This window comes from Microbulbifer sp. GL-2 (assembly GCF_007183175.1).
Lineage (GTDB): Bacteria > Pseudomonadota > Gammaproteobacteria > Pseudomonadales > Cellvibrionaceae > Microbulbifer.
This window is the reverse complement of the sequence record NZ_AP019807.1, coordinates 3,565,183-3,582,661: the sequence shown is the minus strand read 5'-3', so window position 1 is coordinate 3,582,661 and position 17,479 is coordinate 3,565,183. Positions and strand designations below refer to the sequence as shown.

Here is a 17,479-nt window from a genome sequence, read left to right as displayed (position 1 = left end):
TGAACAGAATACGCTGTACTTCAGATGTCCTGTGAACACATCTTAGAAGCGCCCAATCGATACCTATACCCCAGGCACTGCGTATTCTTTCCCTTCCTCTTTCCAGCAACTGCTCCTTTCCTAATCGGCGAAAACACATCGCCCAAATGCCAACTTTTAAAAACCCATCGCTGGGGCAAATCTATTGTTGACAATTCCGTGGCTGCCGCTCCAACCAAAAAATTCACGACACCCTCCCCGCAAGACCAAATTAATTGATACACGCGCCACGGCGACAACCTATTAATGCCGACCCAACTGACTCGCAATTATTTAATTCCTCTAAATTACTTTGAGTTGGCAGACCACTTCCAAAATGGCGCCAACCACCGGTAGGAATCCCCGCCCTTTTAACGAAGGAGGATATTAAATAACAGACCTTTGCTTTAAGATCGCTTGCAACAACTGATTAGGAGGTTTTTATCAAGCCGAGAGGCTAGCTCTATTTTAAACCCAGCTCTTTCGTGGGCAGAAATATAGCCTGCAAAAAAGCCTCTATCTCACTTTTTGCAGCAATAGCCGCCACTGGATAGATAGCACCCAGCGAATGGAAAATAAATAAGCCAGCACAGTATCAGTCTTTGCTGGAAAGTGCTATGCGCATATAAAACACTTTCCCTTTAAAAAGGCTGCGCATACTTTTTGTCTGGAATTTTTAACGAAAATGAAGCCAAGAGTCCAGCTGGCTTATTGATTAATTATCCAGTGCATTCATTTTAAGCCTTCATATTTTGGTACCCCGAAGCATCAGAAAACCCTGATCCCAAAACCCAAAGGAGAATAACCATGGAAATGCAATTTAAAGACAGAGGATTCCTCTCAACGTGGCATTTAAATATGGTCACTTTTGATAGAGAAGATAACCTGTGGTGTGTGGGCACTTCGAATAATATCGGAAAGTGGAATTCAAGAACTTTTGGCCTCGTTGACAAAAAAGAGTACAACCAATCCTGGGATTCCAAGATGATTGCATTTGATAAGTCAAATGCCATGTGGAGCGTTGGGACTAAAGGTAATCTTGCCAAGTGGAATACCACCACTGGAGCCTGGGAGGAACCGGAGATTAAAAAGCCCTGGCCCCTAAAAATGATTGCCTTCGATAACTTTGGAGTAATGTGGTGTGTAGGCGCCGACGGTAATGTAGGTCAATGGAACCCCATTGACGGCAAGTGGGATGATCAGGGTGATCTCGGCGGCTGGAAACTGGATTGGATTGCCTTTAGGCCCGGTGACCCAAGAAATGATATCTACTGCGTGGGAACCGAGCACAACCTGGGACTTCACGACCCCAAATTCCCGAATGACACTTTCCATATCGCCTCCAATTTTGAATGTAAAAGCCTCTTTTTCCATGAAATATTTGGATATTGTATCGGTACTGAAGGCAATATGGGTGTCTCAATTTAATAGGCACTAGCTTTAGCGACTGGATAATATCCACACGCTAGTTACAGCCCCGCCCAAGGAGTGCCTTTCTCACTTCTTGGCGCGGTGCAATACTCACAAGGCCAATAATCCAGCAGTGAGATAAGCACTCCGCTACCCAGTGCAATACCCCTACCAGGGACTCCCCAACCCCAAAACCACCAGCCAGCAAAGCAACGGCTAGCCATCAGCTTCCAACCTCACAGTGCTCGAACCAACGCCGCTTGCGGCACAGCCTCGCAAGCAGCGAGCTGGGCAATAGCCCCTTTCCACTTGCTCCACAGCCCGGAAACAGAGACACTTTTATCCCAATAAAAACGGATTTCCCTTTGGAGATAGGCATTACCGTGGAAATGGATTACACAGCAGTACCAAAATTCCAAGAAGAATACGCCGCAAAGATCCCCGCCCTGGCCCTGTTATGCAATCTGGGCTGGTCGTTTTTACCTCCCGCCGAGGCCAACCAAGTCCGTAGTGGGCGCCAGGATCAGGTAGTGCTCACGGAGATACTGCGCCGGGAGCTGGGTAAACGGACCTTCCATTTCGCCGGTAAAGAGCAGCCGCTCTCACAAAAATCCATCGACCACCTGATCGGCATAGTGTGCAGCCCGGCGCTCAATAAAGGGCTGATTGCGGCCAACGAAGAGCTGTACAACCATCTGCTCTACGGCATTTCGGTGACCGAGTTTGTCGATGGCAAAAAAGCCACCCCCACCATTGCCCTGATCGACTGGCACACCATCGACAACAATCACTTTGCCTTTACCGAGGAATTCAGCGTAACCCGCGCCAGCGGCGTAGAGAGCCGCCGCCCGGATATGGTGTGTTTTGTCAACGGTATTCCTCTGGTAGTGATCGAGGCCAAGCGTCCGGATGGCAAGAAAGGACCCTCTATTGACGAGGGTATCTCCCAGAGCCTGCGCAACCAGCGCCCCGATGAAATCCCGCAACTGTTCGCCTACAGCCAACTGTTATTGTCGGTCAACGGCGCTGAGGGCCGCTACGGCACCTGTAACACGCCGGCAAAATTCTGGGCGGCCTGGCGCGAGGAGGATATCGCCGATGGGGAAATGCTGGCGATCAAAAACCGCCCCCTTTCCAGCGAACAAATCCAAACTCTGTTTAAACAGCGCTCCCCATCAGATCTGGACTGGTACCAGACCCTGATCGCCGGCGGCGAGCTGGCCCTGGGCGGCCAGGATCGGATGCTAATCAGCTTGCTATCGCCCCAGCGACTGCTGGAGATGGTCCGTTACTTCACCCTGTTCGATAAAAAGGCCGGCAAAATTGTCGCCCGCTACCAGCAGGTATTCGGCATCAAACGACTGTTGGAGCGCATTGCCCAACGCGGCAGTGACGGCGCGCGGGAGGGCGGTGTGATCTGGCATACCACCGGCTCCGGCAAATCCTTCACCATGGTGTTTTTAAGCAAGGCGCTGATCTTCCAGCCGAGTCTCAAACAAAGCCGCCTGGTTATTGTCACCGACCGGGTGGATCTGGAGCGCCAGCTCAGTAATACCTTTGCCAGCGGCGGCGAACTGGCGGGCAAGAAAGATAAGGAAGCGGCGATGGCTACTTCCGGCAAGCGTTTGGCCCAGCAGATTGGCAGCGGCAATGAGCGCATTATCTTCTCGCTGGTGCAAAAATTTACCGGCGCCACTGCCCTGCCGGAGTGTTGCAACGACAGTGCCGACTTGATTGTGCTGATCGACGAGGGCCACCGCAGCCAGGGCGGCGAAAACCATATCCGTATGCGCCAGGCCCTGCCCAATGCCGCCTTTGTGGCCTTTACCGGCACGCCCCTGCTGAAAGACGACAAAACCACCAATAAATTCGGCCCCATAGTCCATGCCTATACCATGCAGCGGGCGGTGGAGGATCGCACCGTAACCCCACTGCTGTACGAAGAGCGTATCCCGGACCTAAATGTTAACGAGCGCGCAATTGACCGCTGGTTTGAGCGCATTACAGTGGGGTTAAGCGAGGAGCAGCAGGCGGATTTAAAACGCAAGTTTGCCCGCAAGGGAGAGATTTACACTGCAGACGATCGCATTCGTCTGATTGCCACAGATATCGCCACCCATTTTGTTAAAAATATCGATGCGGGCTTAAAAGGTCAGCTGGCCTGCGATAGCAAAGCCACTGCCATCCAATATAAAAAGTACCTGGATGAAGCCCAGCAGCACTGGCCAGAGGGGCAGAAATTTGAATCGGCGGTAGTGATTAGTGCACCGGATACCCGCGAGGGCAACGAGGCGGTAGATGAGTCCTCGATGCCGGAGGTGGTGAAGTGGTGGAAAGACAATGTGGGCTCGCAAAATGAACAGCGCTACACCCAGGGAGTGATTGAGCGCTTCGATAAAGATGACTCCCTGAAACTGCTGATTGTGGTGGACAAGCTGCTGACTGGGTTCGATGAACCCAAGAATACGGTGCTGTATATCGATAAGCCGCTCAAGGAACACAACCTGATCCAGGCGATCGCGCGGGTCAACCGCCTGCACCCGGATAAAAAGTTCGGCCTGCTGATCGATTACCGGGGCATCCTGGCAGAGCTGGATACCACCATGCAGAAATACCAGGATCTGGCCGCACGCACCCAGGGCGGCTACGACATCGACGATATCACTGGGCTCTACAGCCCCATGAGCAGCGAGTACAAGCGCCTGCCCCTGCTGTATAAAAACCTTTGGGGCATTTTCGCCGGCGTAAAAAATAAGCAGGACACCGAGCAACTGCGTCAGGTGATAGTGCCCAAAATTGAACAGCGCAATGGTGAATTGGTCGATATAAACCTAAAAGTGCGCGAGGACTTCTACGAGGCACTCACCCACTTCACCACCTGCCTGAAAGTAGCCCTGCAATCCGCCACCTTTTTCGAAGACAAAACTTTTAGCGATAGTGATCGCCAGCACTATAAACAGACGGTTAAAGAGTTCGCCAAACTACGCCAGTGGGCGCTACAGCAAACCGGAATCTCTGTGGACTATGACCAATACGCGACCCAGGTAAAAAACCTGCTGGATAAGCATGTGGTGGGCGTGGAAATCTTACAGCCCGAGGGTAAATACGAAGTCAATAAAATGGGCAAAGCGGAGCGGCCTGAAGATTGGGGAGAGGACAAAACCCGCAACGAAACCGATATTATCAAAACCCGCGTCACCCGCATGATCGAACAGGAGTTGCGCGACGATCCCTACGCCCAGGAAGCCTTTTCCAAGTTACTGCTACAAGCGATTGAGGCGGCGGAAAAACTGTTCGATCACCCGCACAAGCAGTTCTTACTGTTCGAAGCGCTGGAAGCCCAGGTAAAAGCCCGCAACCTGGATGAAATCCCCAATGCCTTTGCCGATAACCGTCATGCCCAGGCCTATTTTGGTGTATTCAAGAAAAGCCTGCCGGAGGTTTTCGCAGTTGGCGATAGCCAGGTACAGGATAAGTGGATCAAACTGGCCTTCGAGATCGATACAATGGTTACCCAGTCCGTAATGGAACACTCCATCAGCCCGCAAAATATTGAGAAGGATATCCATAAAAAACTGATGCCCAAATTATTTATGGAGTGTAAATCCATCGGCAGTGGTATGGTGCAGGCCAAGAAAATGGTGGAGATGATCCTACAGATCACCCGCGTTGGTTTAAGCGGAGACTAATCCCGGCATGAATGTGCCTTTTACTTCCCCCCAAAATAACCCCAACTCCCGGCAACTGAGCTTTGCCTATGGGGATGAGCGCATCACTTTTGAATGCCAGCCTCGCTCCCAGGCCAATGGGCGAGTGCTGATCAAAGTGCACCCCGACTGCCGTGTAGTGGTCAGCGCACCCGAACCTATCGATAACGATGCGGTATTAAAAGCGGTAAAAAAACGCGGGCGCTGGATTTACCAGCAGCTGAGGGATTTCCGCAAAGCGCTGGAATATTTAACGCCACGGCAATATATCAGTGGCGAGAGCCACTTCTATCTGGGCAAGCAATATCTGCTGAAAGTCATTGAGTCTGAAGACACCCAACAGCAGGTGAAATTACTGCGCGGCAAGCTGGAAGTATCCGTGCGTAAAAAAGATCCCGAAAGAGTGCGCCTGCTTTTGGCCGAATGGTACAAGGCACGCGCCAATGAAATTTTTCACCGCCGCCTGGATGCGCTATTGGAGCAGACCCTATGGGTCTCCGGGCGTCCACCCCTGCGCACCCTCAGCATGAAAACCCAATGGGGCAGCTGCTCCCCCCAGGGGCGTATCACCCTCAACCCCCATCTGGTAAAAGCTCCGCGCCAGTGTATCGACTATGTGATTTTGCACGAGCTCTGCCATATCGCCGAACACAACCATGGCGAGCGATTTTACCGTTTAATGAATCAAGTGATGCCCAAGTGGGAAGGCACGAAAAACAAGCTGGATGCTATGGCGAATTTGATTCTGGGTGATACCCTGCCCCACTCTTTTAACCGATAATATTTTTAACTTTCGTATGGAATCGACCGCCACTTCAGGGAAAGATCAAATGAGTAAAACAGCGTGGGTGACCAGTGCTATCTCCCAAGCGGATACCCTTTGGCAAAATTCGCGGAAATCGATCGAAGGTAAATCCTTTAGCGATGTACAGGATGCCGATGGGCTCCAGTATGTGGATCTGGTAATGGAAGGCGGTGGCATGCTTGGCATTGCCCTGGTGGGCTACACCTATATCCTTGAGAAGGCTGGCATTCGCTTTCGCAAAGTTGCAGGCACCTCTGCAGGCGCCATCAATGCACTGTTTTTGGCCGCGGCCGGTACGCCGGGCTCACGTAAGAGCGAAAAGTTACTGGATATCATGGCCAAGGCAGACTTTGCCAGTTTTGAGGATGGTGAACGCTTCGCACGTAAAACCGTTCAGCGCCTGCTTAAAGGCAAAGGGCTTTTTAGTAGCCTGGCACTACATCCATTCGACTCCTTGCGTACCTGTAAGCAGCTGCTGAAGGAAAAAGGGCTCAACCCTGGCGATACCTTTACTCAGTGGTTAGAAAATGAACTGCGCCAGCTGGGTATCACCAATACCGCACAACTCAATCAGCGTATCAACCAGTTCCCCACACTTCACTATCAAGGAGAGCCGGATCATCAAGTGGGCTGTGCAGAAGTCGCTTTGGTCGCTGCGGATATCACCACGGAGACGCGAGCCATTTTCCCAGCCAAGGCACCACTCTATTTCAGCAACCCGGATGCCGTGAATCCCGCCGAGTTCGTTCGTGCTTCCATGTCTGTGCCGGGCTTTTTCAAGCCCTTTACAGTGAAAGATATTCCGCAGCTGGATGAATGCAGCTCAGTGGCCGAAAACTGGCGCAGTATTAAGGGAATCGGCAACCCCAGACTGTTCTTCAAGAATGGCTTCCCCAAAGAGATCCAGTTTGTGGATGGTGGCCTGGTATCCAATTTCCCCTTTGATATCTTCCACAAGCCAGTCGGCACACCGAAGCTGCCCACCTTTGGCATCAAACTGGAAGTGGACCACTACCAGCCCAAATCCGACAAGCTCGGGCGTTTTGCCATGGGGCTGATCAATACCTGCCGCAATATGCTCGACAACCACGTACGGGCAAGCCTGAATGCGGAATACCACACGCTGGTAAAAGAAATCGCCATAGGACCGATGGATAGTGGCCAGCACCCCCACTGGTTGGATTTCGCCATGCCGGGAGAGCACTGTGAACACTTATTCTTGTCTGGCGTGAGAGCTGCGATCGAGTTCTTGAGCAGCGGTTTCCTGTGGGAGGATTATCTGGTGCTGCGTCAGCCGGAAGTCTTCTTCTCCGGCGAGCAAATGGTTTAAGGAAAAAAGCCGGGTAGAACTACCCGGCTGCTTTCATGGATGACTAGAATGAACGGCGGCGGTAACTGCGATAATCAGCCTGCCAGACATTGCGCTCGAGGGATTTTTCCAACTGGTCCCGGCTCACTTTTGGCGCCACTCCGTCCAGTTGCGCTTGGGCCGCAACCGCGCGCGCGATATCGTGGCTTACCTCACGGATATCATTTAGGTGTGGCAACAACGCGCCCTCTCCCTTTTTTACGACCGGCGCCTGCTCAGCAAGGGCATTGGAAGCGGCCATCAACATACCGTCTGTTACCTGGGTCGCACCTGCGGCAAGAACACCGAGGCCAACTCCGGGGAAGATGTAGACATTGTTGCACTGGGCCACAGCATAGTGGCGCCCATTCATTTCCACCGCCGCAAAGGGGCTGCCAGTAGCTACCAGCGCTTCACCCTTGGTCCAGGTAAAGATCTCTGCAGGAGTCGCCTCGGCTCTGGAAGTGGGATTGGATAGAGGCATCACCAGCGGCCGTTCATGTCCTTTTTGTAACGCCTCGATCACGGGCTGAGTGAAGAGGCCGCCCTGCCCGGAAACCCCGATCAGAATACTGGGCTCAACTTCGCCAATCAGCTTTTCCAGATCCCATTCAGATACGCCTTCAAACACATCGGGTTTCTGCGCCAGGGCCTGCTGAAAATCATGCAGGCCTTTCATGTCCGAAGTTACCAGGCCGTAGCGGTCGTACAAAAAAATTCGCGCACGGGCATCCGCATCGCTGAGACCGGCCTGCACCATGGCGCTCACCACCTGCTCGGCAATTCCGCACCCGGCAGAACCAGCACCGACAATCACCACTTTCTGCGCTGTAATGGGCTCTTGCCAGGTTTTACAGGCTGCAAGAATAGTGCCCAAGGTTACGGAAGCAGTGCCCTGGATATCGTCGTTAAAGCAGCACAAGCGCTCTCGGTAACGGCGCAGCAGAGGCATAGCATTGGTCTGGGCAAAGTCCTCAAATTGAACCAGCACCTTGGGCCAGCGACGCTTTACAGCGCAAATAAACTGCTCCAAGAACTCGTCGTACTCCTCTTGAGAAATGCGCTCATGGCGCCAGCCCATATACATTGGGTCTCCAAGGAGGGTGCGGTTGTTAGTGCCCACATCCAGGGTTACCGGTAAGGTATAGGCCGGGCTGATACCGCCACAGGCGGTGTACAGGGACAGCTTTCCGATAGGGATACCCATTCCGCCAATACCCTGGTCACCAAGGCCGAGGATACGCTCACCATCGGTTACCACGATAACCTTGACGTTCTCCTTGGTAGCACTACGCAACATGTCATCCATGTACTCGCGATCCGGGTAAGGAATAAACAAACCGCGGTGATTGCGATAAATACTGGAAAACTCTTCACAAGCCGCACCTACTGTGGGCGTGTAGATAATCGGCAGCATCTCTTCTGTGTGGTGTTCAATCAGGTAAAAGAACAGGGTTTCATTGTCATCCTGAATCCCTCGCAGGTATATATGCTTATCCAGACCTGTCTTACATTGCTGGTACTGCAGATAAGCACGCCGGGCCTGCTCTTCGATCGTTTCGACATTGTTCGGTAGAAGACCGGCCAGGTTGAACTCAAGCCTCTCCTCCAGAGTAAATGCACTGCCTTTGTTCAACAGCGGCATCTCCAACAGGGAGGGGCCGGCATGGGGGATATAGAGTGGACGCTTTTCGTTGTTGCTCATAAACCTGCTTTTAGTCTGATACGGCAGACGGGGTAAATTGCGCTCAGCTTTTACAATCTGACTAAATAAACCAATGCGGGTCAGGATTGTGCGCAAACCTGCCAATCCAGTGGGGCCAGGAAGACTATCTATTGTTCCGCGATATAACAAGACCCGAACTGTCGCCTACCCGCCCCGGAAAAAACACCGCTCAACTATGCTAGCTGTATTTTCACTGGTAATGGCGGTCCCGAAACCCATATCGGCGCCGCTCGTTTTTTACCAAGGCAATGGAGCGCCCAGAATGCCAATAAAAAAACTGCAAACTACTTTAATTGCCCTGTTAGTCCTGCCAGGCCTGTATAGCTGCGGAAAAAATAATAGCGAGGTTGAAAAGCAATCCGCAAACAACAGCGAAACAACCTCACAACAAGGCAGCAAGCGTGAGGTACTTACCGCCATGGCACCGGAAATCAAAGCGGAGTTGGAAGCTCAGGAAAGTGCCGACAAACGTATCGCACGCAATGTCTATTTTGGCGATACACATGTCCATACTGGCTGGTCCGTGGATGCAGGGCTGGATGGCGCAATACTCACCCCGGACGATGCTTATCGGTTTGCACTTGGGGAAGAAGTCACTTCCAACAGCGGGCTCAAAGCAAAACTGAGCCGCCCCTACGACTGGTTTATGATCACCGATCACTCCGACGGCATGGGTGTTATCAGCGAGATAGTCGCTGGTAACCCGGAAATGATGTCCGACCCCACACTGAAGCGCTGGCACGATGCTCTGGCCTCCGGCAGTGAGGAAGCCACCAATGAAGCCAAGAGCGAAGTCATCGTTCTCCAATCAGAAGGCAAACTCCCTAAACAGGTCATGGACCCCAAGTGGATGCGTACCGCCTGGGAGAAAACGGTTGAAGCCGCAGAGCAGTATTACAAGCCCGGAGAGTTCACCACTTTTATTGCCTTCGAGTGGACCGTCAACGCTGATGGCGGCGATAACCTGCATCGCAATATCATATTTCGCGATGGTGCCGACCGCACCAGATCGTTGCTGCCATTGACTACTTTTGATACCCAAAACCCGGTGAAGCTTTGGGAGTGGATGAAAGCCTACGAGGATAAAACCGGCGGGCGAGTATTGGCTATTCCGCACAATGGCAATATGTCAAACGGGCGTATGTTTATTGAGAAGCAGTTTGATGGCTCCCCTCTCACACCAGAGTGGGCTCAGCTTCGCGCACGCTATGAGCCCCTTTATGAACTGGTGCAAATAAAGGGGCAGAGCGAGTCTCACCCTGCTCTTTCCCCGGAAGATGAATTCGCCAACTGGGACCTTTGGGACCGCGGTAACCTGATCCTAAAGCCCAAACCCCCTGGCGCCTTACAGTACGAGTATTGGCGCGAAGCCCTAAAATCTGGATTGCGCCTGGAGAAAGCCCTGGGCACCAACCCATTTCAATATGGCGCCAATGCGGGCACGGATGCCCATACCGGGCTCTCCACTCCAGACCAGGATAATTTCTATGGCAAGTTCAAAACCCTGGAGCCCAGTAACAAGCAGCGCTGGGCCTTTCCTCTACTGAAAGGGGTTGGCGGTGAATACTTTGGCTGGGAACAAGCCGCTTCTGGGATCACGGGTGTATGGGCCTCCGAAAATACTCGTGAGGCCATCTGGGACGCAATGAATCGCAAGGAGACATTCGCTACTACCGGCCCACGGATTTCCGTGCGCTTCTTTGGCGGTTATGACTATACAGATGCGGATATCAATGGAGATCTGGTAGCTAACGGATACAAAAAAGGGGTAACGATGGGGCAAAAGCTACCTCCCGCCAGCAAAGGACAAGAGGCTACTTTTCTTGTAGCTGCACTAAAAGACCCCCAGGGTGCTAACCTCGACCGAGTACAAGTCATTAAGGGTTGGCTGGATAACAACGGGCACACCAGGGAAAAGATCTTTAATGTGAAGTGGTCGGGGGACCGAAAAATAGACAGTGACGGCAAGATTCCGCCTGTAGGTAACACCGTCGATCTGGAAACCGCCAAATACACCAACAGCATTGGTGAGCCCCAATTGATCGGTGTCTTCAAAGACCCAGAGTTTAACCCCAAGCAAAGAGCCGTTTACTATCTACGTGCCCTTGAAATACCCACACCTCGCTGGACACTCTACGACAAGGTGCGCTTCGGCATTGATATGGATGAGAAAGTGCCCCTGATCCAGCAGGGGCGCGCCTTCAGTTCTCCGATCTGGTATTCGCCCCAGTAAGCACAGCAAAGAATGAATAGCTACTTGATGGAAATGGCAATCTGAACTTCATTAGCGCCAACATAGTGCTCAAAGTCGGTTGTATAAGCCCGCTGTTGAGGGCAATCTGGCGCTGAGAAATAACCCCAAACCTCACCCCAAAGATCGATCGCTACCTGCGGCATCTCCCCCTGAGCAGTAAATACAAGGTACTTGCCGGGCTCTATACGAACAGACTCAAAGTCTTCAGACATCTCCGTGGAAAGCACATCTGAGCATGCATAAACATCAAACAAGCCAGTGTGATCTGATTCATAGTTGGTATATACCCCATATACCTTGGGGGCTCCACGCAATTTTGGTGCAGCTTCAGCACCAAATTTATCCCATAGGGGAGCAATCTTTGCTGTACTCGAATCTGCCTCATTGGCGTTCTTGGTTCTTGTACTAAGCCCTACCAGATCAAAACCTTCTATCTGCTCAACAACCATAACCACTCCGTATTATCCTCTTTATTAGTATTCTCAGAATAACAGCCAACTGTAAACCTATGAAGATCACAATCTTACTGGCTTCGAACATCGATATGCCGAATAATTCCCCTATCGACAACGACAAATTCTACTCCAGACATTCTGACAGACTCTCCACCTTGAGTAGTACCTTCGAAGTCGAAATCAAACCGAATAATACCGGGCTTAACTTCCTCGACTTCATTTACAATCCATTTCAGAGTGCTATAAGAACCATGATGGAGCCTTTGCATCGCCATAATGTCTTGCACGCCCAGATAAATTACGCCATCCCGAGCACAGAATGTAGAAGATTGATCAAAAATCTTTTCTATCTCGGAAAAATCACTCTGATTTGAAAGGTCAAAGTAATATTTTGCTAGCTCTAATGCCTTTGACATAACTCACCGTCTATAAGAATGAAAACTAAACTATAAATCATTCATCAGTAGGTGCATACTGCATTAAAAAATGTACCGCATCTGTGTGCTGATTTGGAGAAAAGCACTTCATGTCAATACCTCGAAACAACTTATCCTCAATACCTACAACTTTCTTAAGCCACTCTTTATCAGTCAAAATCGCCACGGCGCATATATTTGAGATGCCAACCTCAAAGAGGTACTTGAATTTCTCTATAACTGCCGAAAACTCCAGACCATCGAATGACTCTATTTCCTCGTAAATTGTGATCTTTTCATATTTCTCCCCAAGGGCTTTCATCTGGTCAAAAGCCTCGGAAATATCAATTTCAGTAATATCTCCAGATATTTTAAATGCAAGAGCATTAGGCAAACCAATATCAATGGTTGTAATCATCTGATTATTCCTATTTTGGGGTGAGCACTTTCCAATATTTACACTGAAATAGATAACGGATGCCCTCTTCGAAGATCTGCCGTATATCTACCTACAACTTCAAAAAACGTTTAAATTAAACGAAAAATAAAAACACCTGAAAAAATTTGTTTTCGATAGCGCTCACCACCAGAGTTAGGCATATTTCCATTTCAGCATAAACTTATGAATATTTCATAGTCGAGAGATTTACATTATACCCTACAACCTATGTGACTGCAGGGTAGTTTTGAGGCCCAAAAGATTCTACTCATTTTCCTCTGATCTATGGAAAATATCCAAAGCTCTTAACGATAAAGCCGTTAGGTCTGCACTTGTCTCCAAATCTACATTCTTTATCGCTGCTATGGCACGCTGATGATCAGGACAAAGAATAAGCATACTAACACTCCCGATACTGAGACCACTATGAGATACGATATTAGGGTGCTCTTGAAGGATGCGCCTTAAGTCCTCATATTCATCTGAAGCATATTCAGCGACCAAATCCTCTGAACCTATGAACCAGCCAACTCCTATATTGATTTCGCTTCCATCAGAGAGGTGAGACTTAGTAAATAATTTAGAAAGTGAGTCCTCTCGTAAATAACCAGGCTCTAAATGAGCAAGTGCAAATTTAACCACATCTTTTGGAGTTGATAAGATCCCGCCGCCGGCATACTTATGACTACTATTAACCTCTGGTGAGTTTGTAAGCGTACCGCCGAAGTAAGAGTATGCTCTTTGTCTTTTCGGAATGATTGGGGCCGCATCATCAAAGGTTGTTTTCTTTAATTGCAAGGGGTCGAAGACTTCGCTATGAACAATTTCTTTGAAACCCTTTCCTTTGGCACCCTCCATAGCGGCACTAAGGAGAGTCCAGCCATAAGTGGAATAGCTTTTTTTCACACCCGGACTAAAAAGCAGAGGGTCACCCTTAAAAATATCCAACGCTTCAATAGTATTACTGTACTTAATATTAAGGAGAAATTCATCCGGTATCTTATAATGCCGAATTCCAGAAGTATGGTTTGTCAACTGCCTCAGGCTGATAGGCGAGTGGTTATCAGGCCATTCAGGTACCAACGTACGCACTTCAGTATCCAAGTCGATCACTCCCTGCTCAACTAAGCGCATTAATGCAGAGGCAGTCATCACTTTGGACACGCTACCAATACGGAGCTTTGTTTTCTTAGTCATTGGGACTTTAGATTCAAGATCCGAGTAGCCAAACCCCTGAGCCCACTGAACACCATCACTACTACCAACTGCCACACTTATACCGGGAACAGTTTCTGAAGATACAGCATCCTCAAACAGAGCTTCTGCTCGTTCAGAAGTAGTTTCCGCACTTACATATTGAAGCGGTAACAGTAGTACTGAAAAGCTCAATGACAAGAGAGATCTATACATGTGATAAAATTCCATTTTATAATTTTAAAATATGCCTTACAAATGGCCGAGCCACTATACAACTATATTTAGCATTTTATCCATTTATGATAAACTAGAAATGTACCCAAGTACCATAAAACTAACTTATGGGTGGCCCGACTATCCGTAAATCAACTAGCATACAGACTAATAAAATCTGGCGAAAAAGCTGTCAATACACAATGAATTGAACACAAATCACAATAAGTACATAAGCGCACCTATATATGATAAAGAAAATTTAAATTAGATCAAATAAAGAAATAGCTTTGAAGCTCGCATTCCTTCCCGGCCTGGATGACACTGGAATCTTATTTAATGGCCTGATAAAAGCATTCCCCAAGACGCTGAATTGCGACGAGTAAGTCATGCAGTTCAAGCGGGAACTATAGTCTTATTTTTTCCTCTCAATTCTATCCATAGAAATCACGATAATAATTTTTCGCATGCCCTATCCTAAAAATATTAACTGAAAGATCAGTTACTGCCCGTCGCTCCTGCTTCAAGCTGTTTTTGTACCTTTTCCAAGTTAAAAGAACCAGGCACTTGACTGGGAGGATACTCCTTCATGGTTTGCAGGAATTTGGCTGCAAGCTGCTGCATCGGCACCAGCACAAAAGCTCTGTCAATAAACCAGTCATTATAGGTATTGGAGTTATGCTGTGCTTTTTCGAAAGGGTCCTGACGTAGGTTAAATAGAAGAGGAACTCGCAATTCCGTAAAAGGTTCACGCCAGACTTCAAAGCCCTTGCCACGGTTTTCCAGGAAAATGGCTTTCCAGGGTTCGTAACGCATCGCCACTATTTGTCCATCATCATTCACATAGATAAATTCCTTGCGCGGTGATAGCTTGGCCTTGCCGGTAAAATAATCCATCATGTTGTAGCCATCGACATAATTTCGATATTGCCGACCTTCCAGTTCAACGCCCTCCTTTAGCTGCTCTTTAATATCGGGATTTCCACCAGCGGCAGCCAGCGTAGGCAACCAATCCTCGTGTGAAGCAATACCAGTTAACGTAGTGCCAGCCGGAAACTTCCCAGGCCACCGTACAAAGGCTGGGACCCGATAAGCCCCTCCCAATTTGAGTTCTTTTCACTACGAAACGGTGTGGTGGCAGCATCAGGCCATGTATTGAAATGGGGACCATTATCCGTTGAATAGAATACGATAGTGTTATCGGCGATCTGCAGGCGATCGAGGAGGTCCAGCAACTTTCCTACCAGAATATCGTGCTCTACCATGCCATCCATATACTCGTTACTGTTCGGGCCAGCCAGGTTAGTGTGCTCCTCCCGCACATGGGTACGAAAGTGCATCCGGGTGGCATTCCACCAGACGAAGAAGGGCTTACCTGCCTGATGCGCACGCTCAATAAAGTCGATGGCCGCTGCAAGAGTCTCATCATCAATAGTTTCCATACGCTTTTTTGTCAGAGGCCCAGTATCCTCAATAGTACCCCCAGCAAAGGATTTGATGACGCCGCGGGGACCGAATTTCTTACGAAATTCAGGATCTTTGGGGTAATCGCGATTCTCCGGCTCCTCTTCCGCATTGAGATGGTAGAGGTTGCCAAAAAATTCATCAAAACCGTGGTTGGTGGGCAAATGTTCATCCCGATCGCCCTGATGATTCTTGCCAAACTGGCCAGTTACATAACCAAGGCTTTTCATCACCGTGGCGATAGTCACATCACTCTTTTGCCACCCCTCTTTGGCTCCAGGTAAACCCACTTTGGTCATTCCTGTACGTACCGGGACATTGCCAGCCAAAAAAGCGGCACGACCGGCAGTACAGGATTGCTGGCCGTAGTAGTCGGTAAATGACAAGCCTTCAACTGCCAACCGATCAATATTCGGGGTGGTATACCCCATCATGCCGCGACTGTTAAAGCTGATATTCCAGATACCAATATCATCTCCCCAAATTACGAGGATATTGGGCTTCTCCGGCATTTGAGATTGGGCTTGGAGCGGAACCTGCGGTTGCTCCTGGAGTTGATCGGGAGGCTGCTGCGTTTGTGCATTGACTTGCCATTGAAGGCAGCACAATAAACCAATAGCCACAGCTATTCGACGAGACTGCAGGGGAAGTAAATACATCACGGGCCTCATGAACATTTTCCACTTTTTGACCTGCTGACATCAAGTCAAAGGTACTTTGCCTGACATCCTGGTTATTCCCCCTATTATTGGCGCCAGGGACCTAGCTTGGCCCTTTCCTTTGCGGGGCATTAAAGCAAGACTAGCCAAGTATGTACCTATTGGTGGCCGCCACATCAACGCAGTTGAATAAACCTACCTCGCAAAAAAACAAATCAACCTTGAACGTCCACATTCTCAGTAGTTTTGTGTTCTTTTTCGGCAGGTTGTTCCTTCGGAAAAACCACCTTCCAATCCTTTGCCATATCCACGACAGTCCACCCGTTGGGCTTAGCAGCTTTTAGGGCTTTATCCAGACGCCCCACCCTGGATCTACGATCATAAGCCCACTCCCTTTTTGCGTCGGTATGGTGAATCAACATTCCAAAACGCGACCCCTTGCCGGTAGTGGTCCACTCCAACATCTGCAGATCTCCGTCCGAGTTACCTACAGCAAAAATCGGACGGCGGCCAATCATCTGACTAATTCCAATAGGTTTACCTTCTTTATCATTCACAAACTCGACTTCATCGGTGTTGATAACCTGAGGCTTGCCGTTATCTTCCATATAGCGTGCTTTTAGGCGACTACCAATAACTTGCTCCGGTGGAATACCATAAAGGCGTTCAGAAAACACACGGATAAAATCAGCACCGCCGCCGGAAACAATATAAGTTTTAAAACCATTTGCCCGTAGGTAACCTAGTAACTCTCGCATCGGTTGGTAATACATGTCGCGATAATGTTTTCCCGTGAGCGGATTCCTGGCGGTTTCGAGCCATGAAGCAACAACCTTGTTAAACTCCTCTCCGGTCATATTGGCATGGGTGGCACCAATTATTTCCTCCAGCCCGCTTCTCCCCTGCGCCAACAAAGTAACCATATCGTCATTGAGGATTGCAGCAAAAGGCTGCTCCGTCTTCCACTCCGGATGTTCCGGTGCCAACCGTTTTACCTCATCCATGGCGAAAAGCAGTTGAAAGTAGGCTGGTTTCTCTGCCCATAAAGTTCCATCATTATCAAATACGGCGATTCTCTGCTCAGTGGTCACGAAACCGTCACCACCATTTTTGGTAACTTTTTCGACGAACGACACTATAGCCTGCTTTGCGACAGTATCATTCCAAGATGGGAGTGGTCCTCCGCTCTCCACTTCAGCAAAGCAAACATGTGCCAACAAGAGTAAACAATAAGTAAATAGATACCGTTGAATCTTGACGATATCTTTGCAGCTTTCTCGCAGTTTACGATCACTCTTTTGGCGGCACATGAACTAATCTTCCCTTAGCGAATCCGGACCAAATCCGGGTAATCCAGAACTGTAATAG

The 17,479-nt window shown here is 49.4% G+C and carries 13 protein-coding genes; 5 read left to right on the top strand and 8 right to left on the bottom strand.

Going from position 1 to position 17,479, the window contains the following annotated elements; all coding sequences use genetic code 11:
- Positions 1-825: 825 nt before the first annotated feature.
- From GL2_RS15670 to GL2_RS15655, 4 genes are all read left to right on the top strand, one after another.
- Positions 826-1,446 (top strand): hypothetical protein, encoded by a 621-nt coding sequence (locus GL2_RS15670; protein ID WP_143731529.1) that lies wholly within the window; start codon positions 826-828, stop codon positions 1,444-1,446.
- Positions 1,447-1,793: 347 nt separating this feature from the next.
- Positions 1,794-5,117 (top strand): type I restriction endonuclease subunit R, encoded by a 3,324-nt coding sequence (locus GL2_RS15665; protein ID WP_232053646.1) that lies wholly within the window; start codon positions 1,794-1,796, stop codon positions 5,115-5,117.
- Between the two features lie 7 nt (positions 5,118-5,124).
- Complete coding sequence (locus tag GL2_RS15660; protein ID WP_143731528.1) at positions 5,125-5,916, top strand: M48 family metallopeptidase; 792 nt, start codon at positions 5,125-5,127, stop codon at positions 5,914-5,916.
- A 49-nt stretch (positions 5,917-5,965) separates the two neighbouring features.
- Positions 5,966-7,270, top strand: coding sequence for a patatin-like phospholipase family protein (locus GL2_RS15655; protein WP_172621174.1), 1,305 nt, complete (start codon positions 5,966-5,968; stop codon positions 7,268-7,270).
- A gap of 43 nt (positions 7,271-7,313) precedes the next feature.
- On the opposite strand, the gene GL2_RS15650 is transcribed toward GL2_RS15655, so the two are convergent.
- On the bottom strand, positions 7,314-8,993 hold the full coding sequence (locus tag GL2_RS15650) for an NAD-dependent malic enzyme (protein ID WP_143731526.1): 1,680 nt from the start codon (positions 8,991-8,993) through the stop codon (positions 7,314-7,316).
- A 283-nt stretch (positions 8,994-9,276) separates the two neighbouring features.
- Here GL2_RS15650 and GL2_RS15645 point away from each other — a divergent pair, with 283 nt between their 5' ends.
- Positions 9,277-11,247: a DUF3604 domain-containing protein gene (locus GL2_RS15645; RefSeq protein WP_143731525.1), complete on the top strand. Its 1,971-nt coding sequence runs from the start codon at positions 9,277-9,279 to the stop codon at positions 11,245-11,247.
- Positions 11,248-11,267: 20 nt separating this feature from the next.
- Here the strand turns inward: GL2_RS15645 and GL2_RS15640 are convergent, their stop codons facing one another.
- From GL2_RS15640 to GL2_RS15615, 7 genes are all read right to left on the bottom strand, one after another.
- Positions 11,268-11,717 (bottom strand): GyrI-like domain-containing protein, encoded by a 450-nt coding sequence (locus tag GL2_RS15640; protein WP_143731524.1) that lies wholly within the window; start codon positions 11,715-11,717, stop codon positions 11,268-11,270.
- 74 nt (positions 11,718-11,791) lie between these two features.
- Positions 11,792-12,139, bottom strand: coding sequence for a hypothetical protein (locus GL2_RS15635; RefSeq protein ID WP_143731523.1), 348 nt, complete (start codon positions 12,137-12,139; stop codon positions 11,792-11,794).
- A gap of 37 nt (positions 12,140-12,176) precedes the next feature.
- Entirely contained in the window at positions 12,177-12,557 is a 381-nt protein-coding gene (locus GL2_RS15630; protein ID WP_143731522.1) for an STAS/SEC14 domain-containing protein, read from the bottom strand.
- Positions 12,558-12,842: 285 nt separating this feature from the next.
- Complete coding sequence (locus GL2_RS15625) at positions 12,843-13,988, bottom strand: serine hydrolase (protein WP_172621173.1); 1,146 nt, start codon at positions 13,986-13,988, stop codon at positions 12,843-12,845.
- A 498-nt stretch (positions 13,989-14,486) separates the two neighbouring features.
- Entirely contained in the window at positions 14,487-14,996 is a 510-nt protein-coding gene (locus GL2_RS22415; protein WP_370452062.1) for a hypothetical protein, read from the bottom strand.
- A gap of 26 nt (positions 14,997-15,022) precedes the next feature.
- Positions 15,023-16,111 (bottom strand): sulfatase-like hydrolase/transferase, encoded by a 1,089-nt coding sequence (locus tag GL2_RS22410; RefSeq protein ID WP_370452061.1) that lies wholly within the window; start codon positions 16,109-16,111, stop codon positions 15,023-15,025.
- Positions 16,112-16,326: 215 nt separating this feature from the next.
- Positions 16,327-17,421: an HAD family phosphatase gene (locus GL2_RS15615; RefSeq protein WP_172621172.1), complete on the bottom strand. Its 1,095-nt coding sequence runs from the start codon at positions 17,419-17,421 to the stop codon at positions 16,327-16,329.
- Positions 17,422-17,479: the final 58 nt, after the last annotated feature.